The organism is Weizmannia sp. FSL W8-0676 (assembly GCF_038593015.1).
Lineage (GTDB): Bacteria > Bacillota > Bacilli > Bacillales > Bacillaceae_C > Weizmannia > Weizmannia coagulans.
This window is the reverse complement of the sequence record NZ_CP151954.1, coordinates 247,530-262,387: the sequence shown is the minus strand read 5'-3', so window position 1 is coordinate 262,387 and position 14,858 is coordinate 247,530. Positions and strand designations below refer to the sequence as shown.

14 protein-coding genes and 1 riboswitch are annotated in these 14,858 nt (G+C 47.1%); of the genes, 8 read left to right on the top strand and 6 right to left on the bottom strand.

Annotation, left to right across the window (positions count from 1 at the left end):
• Positions 1–134 precede the first annotated feature (134 nt).
• The 5 genes from NST20_RS01350 to NST20_RS01330 all read left to right on the top strand — a co-directional run bounded on the left by NST20_RS01350 (position 135) and on the right by NST20_RS01330 (position 3,876).
• Positions 135–1,181 (top strand): iron ABC transporter permease, encoded by a 1,047-nt coding sequence (locus tag NST20_RS01350; RefSeq protein ID WP_061574565.1) that lies wholly within the window; start codon positions 135–137, stop codon positions 1,179–1,181.
• Complete coding sequence (locus NST20_RS01345) at positions 1,181–2,203, top strand: iron ABC transporter permease (RefSeq protein ID WP_340703257.1); 1,023 nt, start codon at positions 1,181–1,183, stop codon at positions 2,201–2,203. The genes NST20_RS01350 and NST20_RS01345 overlap by 1 nt, the downstream gene beginning before the upstream one ends.
• Before the next feature lie 133 nt (positions 2,204–2,336).
• The gene (locus tag NST20_RS01340; protein ID WP_017554321.1) at positions 2,337–3,119 is read left to right on the top strand and encodes a TSUP family transporter; all 783 of its coding nucleotides are present in this window, start codon (positions 2,337–2,339) and stop codon (positions 3,117–3,119) included.
• 101 nt (positions 3,120–3,220) lie between these two features.
• A complete protein-coding gene (locus NST20_RS01335; protein ID WP_029141274.1) occupies positions 3,221–3,562 on the top strand; it encodes a multidrug efflux SMR transporter in 342 nt (113 codons plus the stop codon).
• Positions 3,562–3,876, top strand: a complete 315-nt coding sequence (locus NST20_RS01330; RefSeq protein ID WP_342400393.1) for a multidrug efflux SMR transporter — start codon at positions 3,562–3,564, stop codon at positions 3,874–3,876. Before NST20_RS01335 ends, NST20_RS01330 begins: the two co-directional genes overlap by 1 nt.
• Positions 3,877–3,889: 13 nt before the next feature.
• Here NST20_RS01330 and NST20_RS01325 read toward each other — a convergent pair whose 3' ends face one another.
• From NST20_RS01325 to NST20_RS01315, 3 genes are all read right to left on the bottom strand, one after another.
• Complete coding sequence (locus NST20_RS01325; protein WP_342399891.1) at positions 3,890–4,831, bottom strand: EamA family transporter; 942 nt, start codon at positions 4,829–4,831, stop codon at positions 3,890–3,892.
• Positions 4,832–4,962: 131 nt separating this feature from the next.
• Positions 4,963–5,460 carry a PaaI family thioesterase gene (locus NST20_RS01320; RefSeq protein WP_342399890.1) on the bottom strand — a complete coding sequence of 166 codons (498 nt, stop codon included), beginning with the start codon at positions 5,458–5,460 and terminating at the stop codon, positions 4,963–4,965.
• A 131-nt stretch (positions 5,461–5,591) separates the two neighbouring features.
• Entirely contained in the window at positions 5,592–6,521 is a 930-nt protein-coding gene (locus tag NST20_RS01315) for a DUF4351 domain-containing protein (protein WP_342399889.1), read from the bottom strand.
• 268 nt (positions 6,522–6,789) lie between these two features.
• Here NST20_RS01315 and NST20_RS01310 point away from each other — a divergent pair, with 268 nt between their 5' ends.
• Complete coding sequence (locus NST20_RS01310; RefSeq protein ID WP_342399888.1) at positions 6,790–7,875, top strand: glycosyltransferase family 2 protein; 1,086 nt, start codon at positions 6,790–6,792, stop codon at positions 7,873–7,875.
• Positions 7,872–8,486 carry a glycerol-3-phosphate acyltransferase gene (locus NST20_RS01305; RefSeq protein ID WP_019721073.1) on the top strand — a complete coding sequence of 205 codons (615 nt, stop codon included), beginning with the start codon at positions 7,872–7,874 and terminating at the stop codon, positions 8,484–8,486. Before NST20_RS01310 ends, NST20_RS01305 begins: the two co-directional genes overlap by 4 nt.
• Before the next feature lie 173 nt (positions 8,487–8,659).
• On the opposite strand, the gene NST20_RS01300 is transcribed toward NST20_RS01305, so the two are convergent.
• Genes NST20_RS01300 through NST20_RS01290 form a run of 3 tightly spaced genes read right to left on the bottom strand, consistent with a single transcriptional unit; the run spans position 8,660 to position 12,349 of the window.
• Positions 8,660–9,703, bottom strand: coding sequence for a ribonucleotide-diphosphate reductase subunit beta (locus tag NST20_RS01300; RefSeq protein WP_342399887.1), 1,044 nt, complete (start codon positions 9,701–9,703; stop codon positions 8,660–8,662).
• On the bottom strand, positions 9,648–10,130 hold the full coding sequence (locus NST20_RS01295) for a flavodoxin (protein ID WP_342399886.1): 483 nt from the start codon (positions 10,128–10,130) through the stop codon (positions 9,648–9,650). Before NST20_RS01295 ends, NST20_RS01300 begins: the two co-directional genes overlap by 56 nt.
• The gene (locus tag NST20_RS01290) at positions 10,115–12,349 is read right to left on the bottom strand and encodes a ribonucleoside-diphosphate reductase subunit alpha (RefSeq protein WP_342399885.1); all 2,235 of its coding nucleotides are present in this window, start codon (positions 12,347–12,349) and stop codon (positions 10,115–10,117) included. The genes NST20_RS01295 and NST20_RS01290 overlap by 16 nt, the downstream gene beginning before the upstream one ends.
• A 125-nt stretch (positions 12,350–12,474) precedes the next feature.
• Positions 12,475–12,671: riboswitch (cobalamin riboswitch) on the bottom strand.
• A 953-nt stretch (positions 12,672–13,624) separates the two neighbouring features.
• Here NST20_RS01290 and NST20_RS01285 point away from each other — a divergent pair.
• Complete coding sequence (locus NST20_RS01285) at positions 13,625–14,800, top strand: IS256 family transposase (RefSeq protein WP_104851116.1); 1,176 nt, start codon at positions 13,625–13,627, stop codon at positions 14,798–14,800.
• Positions 14,801–14,858: the final 58 nt, after the last annotated feature.

Here is a 14,858-nt window from a genome sequence, read left to right as displayed (position 1 = left end):
TAAAATATTGTAGACAGATAAATGATAATGATTATCAACATCAATTAAAGCGAAAATTTTTCATTCTGTCAATCTTTTTTCTTTTTGAAAAAAATTTTTTTAACCGTATCGAAAGAGAAGGAAGGAAGTCTGGGATGGCAAAACCGCACACAAGTAAAGCGGCACACCGCGGGCAGGATCAACCGTATAAAAAACGACTGGCTTATTTTATCCTCGGCTTCGGGTGGATTTTTATCATTCTTGCCGTCGCAGGTTCCATTCAATTGGGTGCATCGAATATCAACTATACAACGGTATGGAAAAGTTTGTTTTTTTATGATGCAAACAACCCGGCCCATGTCATTATCCATGAATTGCGGCTGCCGCGTGCCATTGCCGCTCTGTGCGTCGGTGCCGGGCTGGCTGTTTCCGGTTCGGTCATGCAGGGAATGACGCGAAATCCGCTCGCATCCCCGTCTATTTTGGGGGTAACTTCGGGATCCCTTTTTCTCATGGCGGTTGCCTATGCTTTTTTTCCGGGCATTTCTTACCGGAGCCTGGTTTTCGTATCTTTTGCCGGAGCCGGTTTGGGGGCGGCCCTCGTTTTTTCAATCACAGCTTTATCCAGGGGCGGGAACACCACTGTGAAGCTGGCGCTTGCCGGATCGGCTGTTGCTTCTCTGCTTAGCGCCTTATCTACGGCGATCGGGCTTCGTTTCAACATATCAAAAGATTTGAGCTACTGGTATGCAGGCGGCGTGAGCGGTGTGCAATCCAGCCAGCTCAAATATGTCATTCCGGCCATCATTGCTGGCATCATCATCGCCGTTGCCATCTCGCGCGCCGTCACCATTTTAAGCCTCGGGGAAGAAATCGCAAAAGGGCTCGGCCAGAACACGGTATTTGTTTATATAGCAGGCATTGTGGCAGTTCTTTTGCTGACAGGGGCGGCCGTATCCATTGCCGGGATGATCGGGTTTGTCGGATTGGTCATCCCGCACATTACCCGCTTCCTTGTCGGGTCGGATTACAGCCTGATCATCCCTTGTTCGGCGATTCTCGGCGCCCTTTTGTTGATCATTGCCGATGATGCCGCAAAAATGATCAACGCCCCTTTTGAAACACCGGTAGGCGCAGTGACTGCAATCATCGGCGTCCCGTTCTTTCTCTATTTGGCACGAAAAGAAGGGGGCGGATTATAGTGGGAAACCTTTCAACCGGCAAACGGAAATTCAGCATGCTTTGCGCTGTCCTGCTTGTTTTGCTGGCCGTCCTCTTTTTTGCCAGCATCCGGACAGGCACAATGAATATTCCGTTCCCGCAAATATGGTCTGCCTTTTTCGGCAGTGATGTTGGCAACCAGCGGATGACCCTGTTTGAATTCCGTCTGCCCCGGATCGTGCTCGCGATGCTAATTGGCGCCGGAATTGCCGTTTCAGGCGGCATTCTCCAGAGCATTTCCAGAAACCCGCTTGCAGATCCCGGCATAATCGGCGTGAATGCAGGGGCAAGCTTTTCCGTAGTATTATATACATTCTTTTTTAAAGGCACGGCCTTTCTTTCCGGGGTAGTTTCTGTTTTTGTCATGCCGTTTTTTGCATTAACCGGCGCCTTTTTTTCGGCGGTCCTTGTCTATTTGCTTGCCAAAAAAGGCGGAAGCGTGGCGCCCGCTCGTCTTGTCCTGACAGGGATTGGTTTAAATGCGGCTTTTAATGCGGCAACAACAGTCCTGCAAATGAAAATGGACCCCCAGGATTTCACAAAAACGCTGACCTGGATATCTGGAAGCATTTGGGCGACAAACTGGGATTATGTCCTTGTCACTTTGGCCTGGATGGTTGTTCTGCTTCCATTTGCGGTATACAAAGCCCGTTACTTGAATATTATGCGCCTGGAAGAGCCGGTAATCACAGGGCTCGGGGTGCCGCTTGAAAAAGAAAGGCTGAAACTTCTCGGGACCGCGGTCGGGCTGGCCGGGTGCTGTGTAGCGGTCGGGGGCGGCATTACGTTTCTCGGCCTGATCGCGCCCCACATTGCCCGCGGGATCATGGGGACAAAGCATGAATTTTCCCTGCCTTTAACGGCGCTGATTGGCGCAAACATTTTGCTGCTGGCCGATACAGTCGGGAGAGTCGTGATGCCTTCAATGGAACTGCCGGTCGGGATTGTCATTTCAATCCTCGGCGCACCGTATTTTATTTTTCTGTTGATGCGGACAGCATAATCGTGAGGCAACATGGAAGCCCCCTTATTCCATCCATTGGCAAAATTTGCACATGCCCGGGGTGGAAAGATATTTACAATTTTTAAATTTTTCGCTACGATAACAACAGTGATAAAAAAGGAAGGCTGATTTAATGATATTCGGGCTTGATCCATCCATGTTGGCACTGTTGGTCGGTTTTGGGTTTTGTGCAGCTTTTATTGATTCTGTTGTCGGCGGGGGCGGCCTGATTGCCCTGCCTGCCCTACTGTTTACCGGGCTTTCGCCGTCTGCAGCGGTTGCCACCAACAAACTTGCGGGAACAATGGGATCATTTACAAGCACATTTGTATTTTATCGTTCCGGAAAACTGGATCTATCTTCCATTTATAAAATGTTTCCGCTCACGTTTTTCGGTTCGATGCTCGGCGCGTACACCGTCCATCTGATTGATCCGGATGTATTAAAACCATTGATGCTGATCATGCTTGCCGCAGTCGGCATCTATACGGTGACGAAGAAAGACTGGGGAAAAATCATGGCGTATAAAAAGTTATCCGCCAGCCGGCTGATTTTGTTTACAGCGCTCATTTTTCTGATCGGTTTTTACGACGGATTTCTCGGCCCGGGCACCGGTTCCTTTTTAATGTTTGCCTACCTCATGATCGGGTTTGACTTTTTAAAAGCAGCCGGGAACGCGAAGTTTTTAAATTTTGGCAGCAATATTTCGGCCCTCCTTATGTTTATCTTTTTAGGGCAGGTCCATTATGCCTATGGGATTCCGATGGGCCTCGGGCAAATCGCCGGTTCCATCATCGGCTCGCGGTTTGCGATTAAAAAGGGGAGCAGCTATGTGCGCGCCCTGTTCATTGCCGTCACATTTTTGCTGCTGGCGAAAAATACATATGATTATGTACATGCGTTTCTTTTCGGCTGACAAAGATGAAGGATCACGTTTTTGCCATGGTACAGAGGGATCAAAACCCGGGGGATGCTTTTTGCGCAGCTCGCCGGGATTTTTTATGGGAGGTGTTTGAAATGAATAAATCCTGGCTCATTGTGCTCGTTGGGGCTTTTTTCGAAGTCTTTTGGGTCATCGGGTTGAAACATGCAGATAACTTGCTGGAATGGATGGGTACGCTGATTGCCATTACCGCCAGCTTTTACGCACTCATTGCGGCAAGCAAGAATTTGCCGGTCGGAACGGTGTATGCCGTTTTTGTCGGGCTTGGCACAGCCGGAACGGTTTTCTTCGGAATCGTATTTTTCGGCGAACCGTTTAGTTTGATAAAAATCATTTTGATTCTCATTCTGCTGGCGGGCATTGTTGGCTTGAGGATGGTGGAAAATGAAAAAAGCAGCGGGGAGGCTGATTCTTGATGGCTTGGGCTTCTTTACTCATTGCAGGGTTATGCGAAATGCTCGGCGTAGCCGCCATGAATATGGTAAACCGCCGCCGCAATCTGTCGTCTGTGCTACTCATGGTGCTTGCTTTCGGCGGCAGTTTTTTGTTTATGTCGTTTGCGATGCGGACACTGCCGATGGGCACGGCCTACGCCGTCTGGACAGGAATCGGTGCAGCAGGGGGCGCAATTGTCGGCATGTTATTTTTTGGAGAATCAAGAGACTGGCGGAGAATTGTTTTTATCACGATGATTTTAGGCGCAGCGGTCGGGCTGAAGCTGGTATCATGACCGCCACGCGGTGTTATGCATGTTTTCCTTTTAACGCCAAAATGAAAATGGTGCTGATAATCATCAGCGCACCGGCCCAGTCAAAAAAGCCGAGCGGAACATGGAGCCACACCACAGTTAAAAATGCGGCGGAAAGCGGCTCTGCTGTGGCAAGTACGGTTGTTTCTGATGCACTTAAATATTTCAGCCCTTCCAAATAGCAAAGAAAGGCAACCAGCGTTCCAAATAAAATGACAAAAGCAATCCCCGGCACCGCGGCCGGAGAAAAGTTCCCAGCTGCATGCCACGGCGGATGGATGAAACTTAAGACCGCGCCCCCGATCAGCATCCCCCAACCGACAGTTACGTCCGCACCCCATTGATGGAGAAGCTTAATTGGCTGGAGCGTGTAAAAAGCAGCGGTCAAAGCCGTTAAAATACCCCAGAAAAGTGCTTTTCCCGAAATGGACAGCGTCGTAAAACTGCCGTGTGTGACAAGCAAAAATGTTCCGGCAACTGCAAGAAAGACGGCAAATAACGTACGCCGACCAGGCATTCTCCTGAATCGGACGGCCAGAAAACATGGCACAATGACACACTCGAGGCTTTGCAAAATGGTTGCTGTTGCTGCATTGCCGTACCGGATAGCGGCAAAATAGGTGTATTGGACGCCGAGCATGCCGAAAACCGCAAAAAAAATCAGATCTCTCCGTGAAGCCGGGTCTTTCCATACCCCTGTGACACGATTTCTTTCTCTTCCGTAACAAAATCCGAGCAAGAGCAGGCCGGATACAAGCAGCCGCATGACCGTGAGCCATTGCATATCCATTTGCAAATGCTGGAACAAATATTGCGCAATCGTACCGGATACACCCCATAGTACCGCGCCTGATAAAACAAGCGCGATTCCTTTCGCTCGTAGTGTATGCGCTTCTGTTGCAAGTTGCTGTACAACTTTTTCCAATCTATTCCCCATCTTTCTATTCTGTTTGGCTGTCTTGTGGAAATGGCGGTCCGCATCCGTGCCGGTTGCCCGGAAGATGCTTTCCATGCTGCTTGATTGTTTTTACCCGGCGCATCTTTCAAGGACCAATGCCGCGCTAGGCTTTACTGCTGTTTTACTTTCTCCCTGAATTTTTCCGGCATCATGACCATGATAACTTCCCCTGTTACGACCACTTTATCTTCCGCAAATACTTCTGTGTTGATCCGGTACTTTTTCGGATGAATCTCGGTAACGGTTCCTATTGCCTTAAGCGGCACACCAAGCGGGGTAGGGTGTTTATATTCCACTTTTAATGTGCCGGTTACAAACCGTGGCGGCTCTGTCCCGTCGCCAAGTTCGTTGCCGTTTTTCCGGAGCACATACAACGATGCGGAACCGGCGCTATGGCAGTCAATCAGCGATGCTACGATCCCTCCGTAGGCAAACCCTGGAATTCCCCCCATATATCCAGGAAGCGGCGTATAAATCGTGATGGTTTTGTCCCCCAGCCAGCCCGTGCGAAAATGATGGCCTTTTTCATTCAGCCGCCCGCAGCCGTAACAAGTTGCAAATGAATCGGGATAGTAATCCTGAACTGCCTTTGTAACACTTTCCTCCATTTCCTCACCCCTTTTTTATTCTATTTAAAATTATAATACATTTTGCACGAAATTTTAACAGCTGTATTTTTAGAAAGTTTTGCGTTATAAAAAACACCGGCAACCAGATGTCCGGTGAAAATCTTTTTTTCTTATAAATTTTCCAGCTGCTGTTTTATTTTTTCCACTTCTGTCCGGCTCAGGCCAGTTTTTTCCACAATTAATTGAAGCTCCATACCCTCCTGCAACATTTTGATGGCAATTGGAATCGTTTGTAGCAATTCTTTTCTTTCTTCTTCCCTTCCTTCTTCTCTGCCTTCCTCTTTCCCCTTCTTATACCCGCGGTCAAAATAGGAATTCGGCAGCTTCAATACTTGCTCTGCTTCGTTCGGATCCAGCATTTTAATGTTTTCCATTACTTCCGCCTCCTCTTTTTCGTTCAATTTTAAATAATAATCAAAGAAACCGTGTAACAGCCTCATTTTTGCAGGGTCGAGTTCCATCCGGGCCAGCATCCGCAGAAACTCCAGTTTGACCTGCACCCGTTCTGTTTCTGTATACCCCATTTTGCTTAATAATGCCGCGGCAACAGGGTTGTTGCTGCGGATATAATTTCTCCAATTTTGTTTCATCAGATGAATGGATAAATAGTGAAAACGAAGAATTTCAATGTTGTGGAACGCAAAGGTGTACGTATCAGGGGTCTCTGTTTTCTCCTCATAACTGAAAACGGCAATCGGCAATACCGGTTTCCGGTGCCGCAGACTGATCATCATGTAATAACGAAACATGCGTTCAGGAAAGGGCTTCTCGTAATACGACTGCGGCTCTACATGGATGAGAATCACGGTGTCTTCCCCTTTTACCTTCGTTTCGGCAAGGATATCAACCCGTTTTTGCTCACCGCCCGGAAAGTCCGTAAACTGTTCCTGCGACAAAAACCGCACCCGGCGGTAGTCGAGATCCGCTGAAAGATCCGGGAAAAAGGCATCCATAAACTCCTGAAAAAAGTTTTGGATCAGCTCCTTAAACAAACGGTCATGCACGTGATAACCGGCATGTTTTTCCATGACCAGTTCCAATGGCCACACTCCTTTTCTTATTTTTCAGTTTTATTATAAAGGACAAACGTTCGTTTTTCAAGTGGCGGGCACACCATTTTTTCAAATTTCATCTGCCATTCCCTCGGAACAGGAGGGGCAGACGCAAAACCATCATTCTATTTGCATGCTAACTTTTTCCTTCCGGGAAGCCCTGATGTAAAATAGAGATACAAAATTGATCTTAACTGCTTTGCCATACAAATTTACCCTACGTTCACTCTATACAGCAGAACAGGAAGTGGTGAAAATGCCTGCCATTTTATACTGGTTTATTTTATGCGGCCTGCTGACGGGATTCGTCCTTTTCCGCAAGCGTCCTTTACCGCAAGCACACGGCACAGCCGGGCGGGAAAAGATATCCGTTATTATTCCGGCAAGAAATGAAGAAAACATCCTGCCTGCCCTGTTGGATTCTTTAAACAAGCAAACAACCAAACCCGGTGAAATCATTGTGGTGGACGACCATTCCGAAGACAAAACAAAAGAAACAGCAGAAAAATTCGGTGTCACCGTCGTTTCTGCGCCTGATCTTCCGGATGGCTGGACCGGAAAAACGTGGGCCGCCTGGAACGGTTACGTGAAATCCACCGGGGATCTGCTTATCTTTCTCGATGCCGACATCCGCCTTGCTGAACACGCCATCAGCTCTCTTGTTACAGCACAAAAACAGCAGGGGGGCGCCATCTCTGTCGTTCCGTACCATCATACCGAAAAATTTTATGAGAAACTGGCAATGGTTCTGAACCTGCTCGGGATTTTCTCATTCACCTCGCCGTTTGAACGCTTCAACCGGCAAAAAGGGCTTTACGGTGCCTGTATTTGTGTATCAAAAGAAGATTATGACAAAATTGGCGGGCATGGGAATATCCGCGCTGAAATGCTGGACGATCTGAACTTAGGCGCCCGTTTTCAACAGGCCGGCATTCCGGTCACCAATTTTACCGGAAGCGGGCTCGTCTTCTTCCGCATGTATCCCGGCGGTTTCAGGCAGGAGTTGCAAGGATTTGCAAAAGGGGCGGTGTTAAGCACATCAGCCATCCATCCTTTTACAATTGCGGCTGTCGTTTTCTGGATTCTTGGCCTGCTCATATCCGAGCTCGGCTGCTTTTCCGGCATCCCTTACTTTGTGGCAGGCTATTTGCTGTATGCCGCCCAAATCTATTATTTTAACCGGCATGCGGGAAACTTTGGCATCCTGCAACCTTTGTTTCACTTTTTATCCATGATTTTTTTCCTGACCATCATCCTGTATTCCCTTTATCAGTCCCATTTTCGTAAAAAAGTGCTTTGGAAAGGCAGATACATTGATGTGGGAAGGGGGCAAAACAAATGACTTTTTTATTGTCAGCACTTTGTTTTCTTTCGGGTTCGCTGATGTTTTCTTACTGGATCGGCCTGTTATTGAACATCAATATTCGCGAAACTGAAGATGGAAATCCCGGTGCAGCTAACCTTTGGAAAAAAGCCGGTTACAAATACGGGTTGCTTGGCATTGCGGGTGACTTCGGCAAAGGGTTTCTTCCGGTTTGGCTGATCATAAAATCCGGGGCGGCCCCATCGCATAAGGCATTGATTCCCATTGCCCTGGCGCCGATTGCCGGGCATGCCTTTTCCCCTTTTTTAAAAGGAAACGGCGGAAAAGGCCTTGCCGTAAGCTTCGGTGTATGGAGCGCATTGACCAAATTTCGCATATCCCTCACTTATGCAGTTATTCTTGCATGCTTTTATGTCCTGGCGAAGGTGGTGAAAAAAGGCAAAAAAACAACCAGCAGTGAAGACAGCCTGCAAACGGCAACCGGATTCCTGCTGCTGTCCCTCTTTCTTATTTTTCGAAGATTCCCTTCTTTTCTCTTATGGATCTGGCTGGGCAACTTTGTCATCCTGCTGTGGAAAAATAAAAAAGCGCTCATGCGTTTGAAAAAGGAAAGGGATTTCACCATGTAATGGCATACAAAAAAGCGGGAATTACTCCCGCTTTTTTGCCAAGGCCATCAGGTCTGTTTTTGCCGTTTTCTTTCCAAAATTGGTTTTCACCGTGCTGCAAATGATGTTCTATCCCGAAAATATACGCCGGCTCTGGTGCCGCGTTCACTGCAGCATGGGCGTCTAAAGGCAGATTACAGCTCGTCAAATCCGTTCAAATCGCTCACTTTTGTATAAGAACGGGACTTTTGTTCAAAGAAATCCGTTTTGGTTGCATCAAAATTATCAGCATAGGCGCGGATCCATTTCATTGGATTTTCAGCATGTTCCGGGTACAGCTCGCTTAATCCGATCATGCGCAGCATTTTATTGGCACGGTATTTGATAAAACCGGCCATTTCTTCAAGATCGATCCCTTCCACGTCCCGGAGCACGTATTCCGACCACTCTGTTTCCAAGTCAACGGACTCGCGGAACCGGGCATACACCCAATCGGAAAAGGCCGGCGTGTTCAATTCCGGATGTTCGGAAAGCACCGCGCGGATCAGTTCCGAAATAAAGCGCCCGTGTTCCAGCTCATCGCGGTTAATATAACTGATCATCGTCGATGTGCCGACCATTTTGTTTTGCCGCGCCAGATTATAAAAGAAAGCAAAGCCGGAATAAAAGAACAAGCCTTCCAGCAATGTCGAATATACGAGTGTTTTCACAATATCTTCCACATCCGGCTGCTGGGCAAACGCATTGTATTGCTCCATCAGCTTTTTGTTCCGCTTTAGCAGCACCGGATCTTTTCGCCCAATTTCAAACGCTTCATTTTGTTTATCAAGGGACACGACGGACGATAAAATATAAGAATAACTCTCATTGTGGACAGCTTCCTGCTGGGCAATCACCGCCAAAATCGATTGGACGGACGGATCGGTCGCATACAGTGAAGCAAGCAAAATCGTCCTCGTTTGTGAAGAATCGAGCGTTGCCAGCAGGCTGATGATTTTCAAAAACGTTTCCTGCTCTTTTTCCGATAACAACGGGAATTGTTTCACATCTGTTGACATATTCACTTCATCTGATTGCCAGTAATTTCCCAACAATCTTTTATACGTCTTGTACCAGTGCGGATAAGCAAGATCATTCCAGTTTAAAATCCCGCTTGATTTTCCTCCGAATAAGGCAGTCGCTTTATTCGGGTGAACCGGATCCAACGTTTTCGCTTTTTCCAGCAAAGCGTTTGACATCTTCCAGCACTCCTTCTATCCATTTTTCCACTTCTTTTTCCTGGCTTCCCCTCGGAGACTGTTCAATTTTTAACGGTTCCCATGGGCTGTTGTAAAACTTCGCAAGTTTGCGGGCGGCCAGGCAGAATAAATCATCACCGCCAAATTGCGTTTCCCCCGTTCCGAACACAGCGACATTGGGAGGTTTCCATCCAATTTCCAGAACAAAATCCTTCACTTCTTCTGGCGTGGCGCCCCGTTCCCATGTGAAAGTCCCGACCAGGATCAAATCATAGTCGCGCGGCGAAAACGGCGGGGAAATGCCAATTTCGTGCATGTCCACCGCCATCCCGCGCGCCTTGCACCAGGATGCCAGCAGTTCCGCCGTTTCTTTTGTATTGCCGCTATAGGATAAGTACGCAATCAGCACTTTCAACTTTGGCACCACTCGCATTCCTCCACTTCATTGGAGGTCGAGCGCACATAATAGGTCGTTTTCAAGCCGGACTTCCAAGCCTGCAGATGAAGATCAAGCAACACTTGCGCACGGATATTGTACGGCACATAAAAATTGAAAGAGATGCTCTGGTCAATATGTTTTTGCCTTGCCGCATTCTGCCGGACGGACCATCTTTGGTCAAGTTTATAAGCCGAACGGCGGTAAATGTTGTACGTCCGGTGGTCTAAATCAGGCGCTGTAACCGGAAATCTGTAATCCTTTTTTTCTTCCATATAATAAGGCTGGAAAACCGGGTCAATGCTTGCTGTCGAGCCGGCAATAATCGAAGTGGTCGCATTCGGTGCAACCGCCATTAAATATCCGTTCCGCAAGCCGTATTTTTTCACTTCTTCAGCAAGCGCCAACCAGCGTTCACTTGTGTAGCCTTTGCCGGTAAAATAAGCGCCGGTGCTCCACTTGCTGCCTGGAAATGCCGGATAGCTGCCTTTTTCCCTGGCTAATTCCATGCTGCTTTTAATCGCATAGTAGGCAATATTTTCATACAGTTTATCCGCATATTCGACGGCCGCTTCTGTTTCCCATTCAATTCCCTCAAGTGCCAGCAAATGATGCCAACCAAATGTGCCAAGCCCGACCGCACGGTACTTCTTGTTCGTAATTTGCACTTGTTTAATGGGCAACGTATTGACATCAATCACATGATCGAGCATGCGGACCTGGATGCGGATAAGCCGTTCGAGCACCCCGTCCGGGACAGCTTTCCCAAGATTGATAGAACTCAAGTTACAAACGACATAATCCCCGGAACGGTATTTCTTTACGATCACATTTTCTTCTTCGATCCATTCTTCAATCAGCTCAGTCGGGGACTGGTTCTGGGCAATTTCCGTGCATAAATTGGAGCAGTAAATGATCCCTTTGTGGCTGTTCGGGTTTTGCCGGTTCACTTCATCGCGGTAAAACATAAACGGCGCTCCGGTTTCAAGTTGCGATCTCATGATGCGCTTCATAATCTCGATTGCCGGTACTTTCCTTTTCGAACGGAGATCGGCATGGATGCACGCCTCATATTTTTCACGCCAGCTCCCTTTTCCCTTCTCTTCATCGTAAAAATCTTCAAGGGCAAACCCCATGACTTCTTTTACTTCATGCGGATCAAAAACATACCAGTCCCCGCGCTTTTCCACCTGTTCCATAAAATAATCCGGGATGCACACGCCCGTATAAATATCGCGGGCACGGAGCCGGTCATCGCCGTTATTTAACTTCAAATCGAGAAAATCTTCAATGTCGCGGTGCCACACATCGAGGTAGACGGTAATGGCGCCTTTTCTTGTCCCAAGCTGGTCAACGCTCACTGCCGTGTTGTTCAGTTGTTTGATCCACGGCACCACACCGCTCGACATGCCCGGGAAACCTTTAATGGCGCTTCCCCGTCCACGGATTTTTCCCATATACACGCCGATCCCACCGCCGTTTTTCGAAAGCTGGGCGATGTCGGTGTTACTGTCATAGATTGATTGCAGGCTGTCCGCCACTGTATCAATGAAACAACTCGAGAGCTGGCCATGCGTTTTGCCCGCATTCGCGAGCGTCGGGGTTGCGACCGTCATGTACAGATTGCTGAGCGCCCAGTACGCTTCCTTCACATGTTCCATCCGGGTTTCCTGCTGTTCATCCTGCATCAGGTACATCGCAATCACCATCCAGCGCTCTTGCGGCAGTTCATAGACATGCTTTTCAAAATCACTTGCCAGATAACGGGTTACGAGCGTATAGAGGCCGGGATACGTAAAAAGCAAATCCTTCTCCGGGTCGATTATGCGGCCGAGCGTTTCGATTTCCTGCTTTGTATATTTGTCAAGCAGTTTTGGAGAATAAATGCCCTTTTCTGCCAGCTGCCTGAGCAAATCATAGAAAGGCCCGTACTTGAGGGCTGGATCATAATGCCGGTTTTTGGCGGCTTCGGCATAAAGCTTATGTAAGTAAATTCTTGCTGCAAAGAATGTCCATGCCGCACCTGCTTCATCGATATTTTCAAGGGCATGTTTAATAAGCAGATCTGTTTTTTCCGCCAAAGTGGCGTCCGGGTCCCATAATTTTAAAATCTTTTCCTTATAAGCGCCGGTTTCAATCTCCAGGCCTGCGGACATTTGATCAATGAGCTGCAAAATCATTTCTTTTGATTCCAGTTGAATAGATATCACGTTTTCCCCTCCCTTTTTTGAACGCAAAAAAGCCGTTCATTTCAGGGGGATGAACGGCAAAAACGGCAGAAAAACAGCATCCGTGATCATCTGTTCCGCCGTTTCCCGTTCCCGCACCCCGAAGAATAGAAACTTCAAGTATTGGCAGGTCTCCTGGCTTGTGTTTCATTCTAATGAAGCCCTTCCCATACCGCCGCCAAAAAAAGCAGCCGGTACAGTGGTTCGCTCTTTCGTCCACACTGACAGTTGCGGGGGCAGCTCCGGTTTCCCACCGGATTCCCTTTTCAGGCATTTCAAAGCCACCAATACTCGCATACTATATTTAGTATTTTTTTGTTTAAGAATTTCTATATGTTGTTATCCTACCATATTCGACAAAAGATATCAATCCTCAGTTTCGTTGAATATGTGCCAAGTTTGTCCGTAAAAAGATGCCGGATACGGGCCAGCCTTCTTCGCCTTTTTTCTGAGCCATAGAATAGATGGCCCCCCGATATTTTCACAGTCCGTTATCCATTTTAGACGATTAAGGTGGCAGGTACAATACATCGGTTTGACTTTACCCATTAAATTTCCCCTCCACACATGGCATTGCAAAAAACCAGAAGCACAATGGCAAAAATTTTAAGCGTTTTCTTCTCATAGGGGCGCTCTTCGTAAAGCACTGGTGAAAATGTGGGCTGCTGGCTTCACATAGGACGCGTTTATGTCAAGGAAGCTTGAAAAAGCGGAGGTCTTCCCTCACATAGAGGGCGGCTACGTTAAGAAAGCATGCAGAAACGAGGACCTTTCTTCACATAGAGCCCGGCTACGTTAAGAAAGCGCGGAAAATTCACGGGCTTCCTTTACATAGAGCCCATCTACGTTAAGGAAGCGCGGAATAACGAAGATCTTCCTTCACATAGGACGCGTCTATGTTAAGGAAGCTTGAAAAAACGGAGGTCTTCCTTCACATAGAGGGCGGCTACGTTAAGAAAGCATGCAGAAACGAGGACCTTTCTTCACATAGAGCCCGGCTACGTTAAGAAAGCACGCAATAACGAAGGCCTTCCTTCACATAGAGCCCGGCTACGTTAAGAAAGCACGCAATAACGAAGGCCTTCCTTCACGTAGAACCCGCCTACGTTAAGAAAGCACGCAAAAATGAGGCCCTTCCTTCACATAGAGCCCGGCTATGGATTAAGTCCGTATAATTGTGTAAAAAGAAGGAGTCATTTTATCAACTCTTGGCAACACTGTTTTCAACAACAATAAACAATGAAAAGAGGAGATAAAATGACTCACTTACAGTTTAACCTAAATTTGGATGTTTTAAAAGAAGCCATCATGACTTCCGATCTTGACGCGGTAATTAAATCAGCGGTTGTCCTCGTGTTAAACGAGTTTATGGAAAAGGAAAGGGATGACTATTTAAAAACGAGCCCTTATGAACGCGCTGTTGAACGCCGGGATTACCGGAACGGTTACTATGAACGCGAGCTGTTGATGAGCATCGGCAATGTTACATTAAAAGTTCCCCGGACACGTAATGGCGAATTCTCAACTACCTTATTTGAAAAGTATGCCAGATGTGACCAAGCTTTCGTCCTTTCTATGTTGGAGATGGTCATCAATGGCGTCTCTACCCGTAAGGTCACAAATGTCGTAGAACAGCTTTGCGGTAAGAATGTATCCAAGTCGTTTGTCTCTTCCCTTACGCAAAAACTGGATCCCATTGTGAATGCTTGGGCCGAGAGACCGTTGAATACAACCTACTACCCTTATGTGTTTGTGGACGCCATGTATATAAAAGTACGGGAGCACCATAAGGTCGTATCAAAGGCTGTTTATATTGCGACTGCCATTACAGAGAAGAATACACGTGAAATACTGGGTTTAAGCGTTGACCATGCAGAAAGTTTGGAGAGTTGGAGTTCATTTTTTAAACAACTTAAATCACGTGGACTCCAATCACCAAAACTCGTTATTTCCGATGCTCACATGGGCCTTCAGAAAGCAATACAACGGGAATTCATTGGCACTGCTTGGCAAAGGTGCAATGTTCATTTTAAACGCAATATCATTGAAAAACTGCCCAAAAAAGATACTGCAGAAATCCGGGTGATGATTAAGCGCGTGTTTGAGGCCGTTACGATTGAGGACATACGCAAGTTTAAAGATGAATTAATAAACAAATTTGGTACAGAAGCAAGATTTGAAAAAGCCCTGGCCATTTTAGATGAAGGTTTTGAAGATACTATCCAATACATGAACTTTCCTGAGAATATCCGTATGCACATACGGAGTACTAATTCCCTCGAGCGGCTTAACCAAGAGGTTCGTAGAAGGGAAAGGGTCATTCGCATTTTTCCTAATACCCAATCTGCTTTTCGTTTGGTTGGTGCCGTTTTAATGCAGTATCAAGATACAGAATACTCGAAGAGGAAGTCACTTATGGGAAAGAATAGTTAGCAGCATTTTCAGCTTAACTTCCATCATGGATGATTTCATCTCCGGGAAGGGATGTCAA

Coding starts and splice junctions, on each gene's coding strand:
- NST20_RS01350 (WP_061574565.1), top strand. CDS start 135: ATGGCAAAACCGCACACAAGTAAAGCGGCACACCGCGGGCAGGATCAA.
- NST20_RS01340 (WP_017554321.1), top strand. CDS start 2,337: ATGATATTCGGGCTTGATCCATCCATGTTGGCACTGTTGGTCGGTTTT.
- NST20_RS01335 (WP_029141274.1), top strand. CDS start 3,221: ATGAATAAATCCTGGCTCATTGTGCTCGTTGGGGCTTTTTTCGAAGTC.
- NST20_RS01330 (WP_342400393.1), top strand. CDS start 3,562: ATGGCTTGGGCTTCTTTACTCATTGCAGGGTTATGCGAAATGCTCGGC.
- NST20_RS01325 (WP_342399891.1), bottom strand. CDS start 4,831: ATGGGGAATAGATTGGAAAAAGTTGTACAGCAACTTGCAACAGAAGCG.
- NST20_RS01320 (WP_342399890.1), bottom strand. CDS start 5,460: ATGGAGGAAAGTGTTACAAAGGCAGTTCAGGATTACTATCCCGATTCA.
- NST20_RS01310 (WP_342399888.1), top strand. CDS start 6,790: ATGCCTGCCATTTTATACTGGTTTATTTTATGCGGCCTGCTGACGGGA.
- NST20_RS01305 (WP_019721073.1), top strand. CDS start 7,872: ATGACTTTTTTATTGTCAGCACTTTGTTTTCTTTCGGGTTCGCTGATG.
- NST20_RS01300 (WP_342399887.1), bottom strand. CDS start 9,703: ATGTCAAACGCTTTGCTGGAAAAAGCGAAAACGTTGGATCCGGTTCAC.
- NST20_RS01285 (WP_104851116.1), top strand. CDS start 13,625: ATGACTCACTTACAGTTTAACCTAAATTTGGATGTTTTAAAAGAAGCC.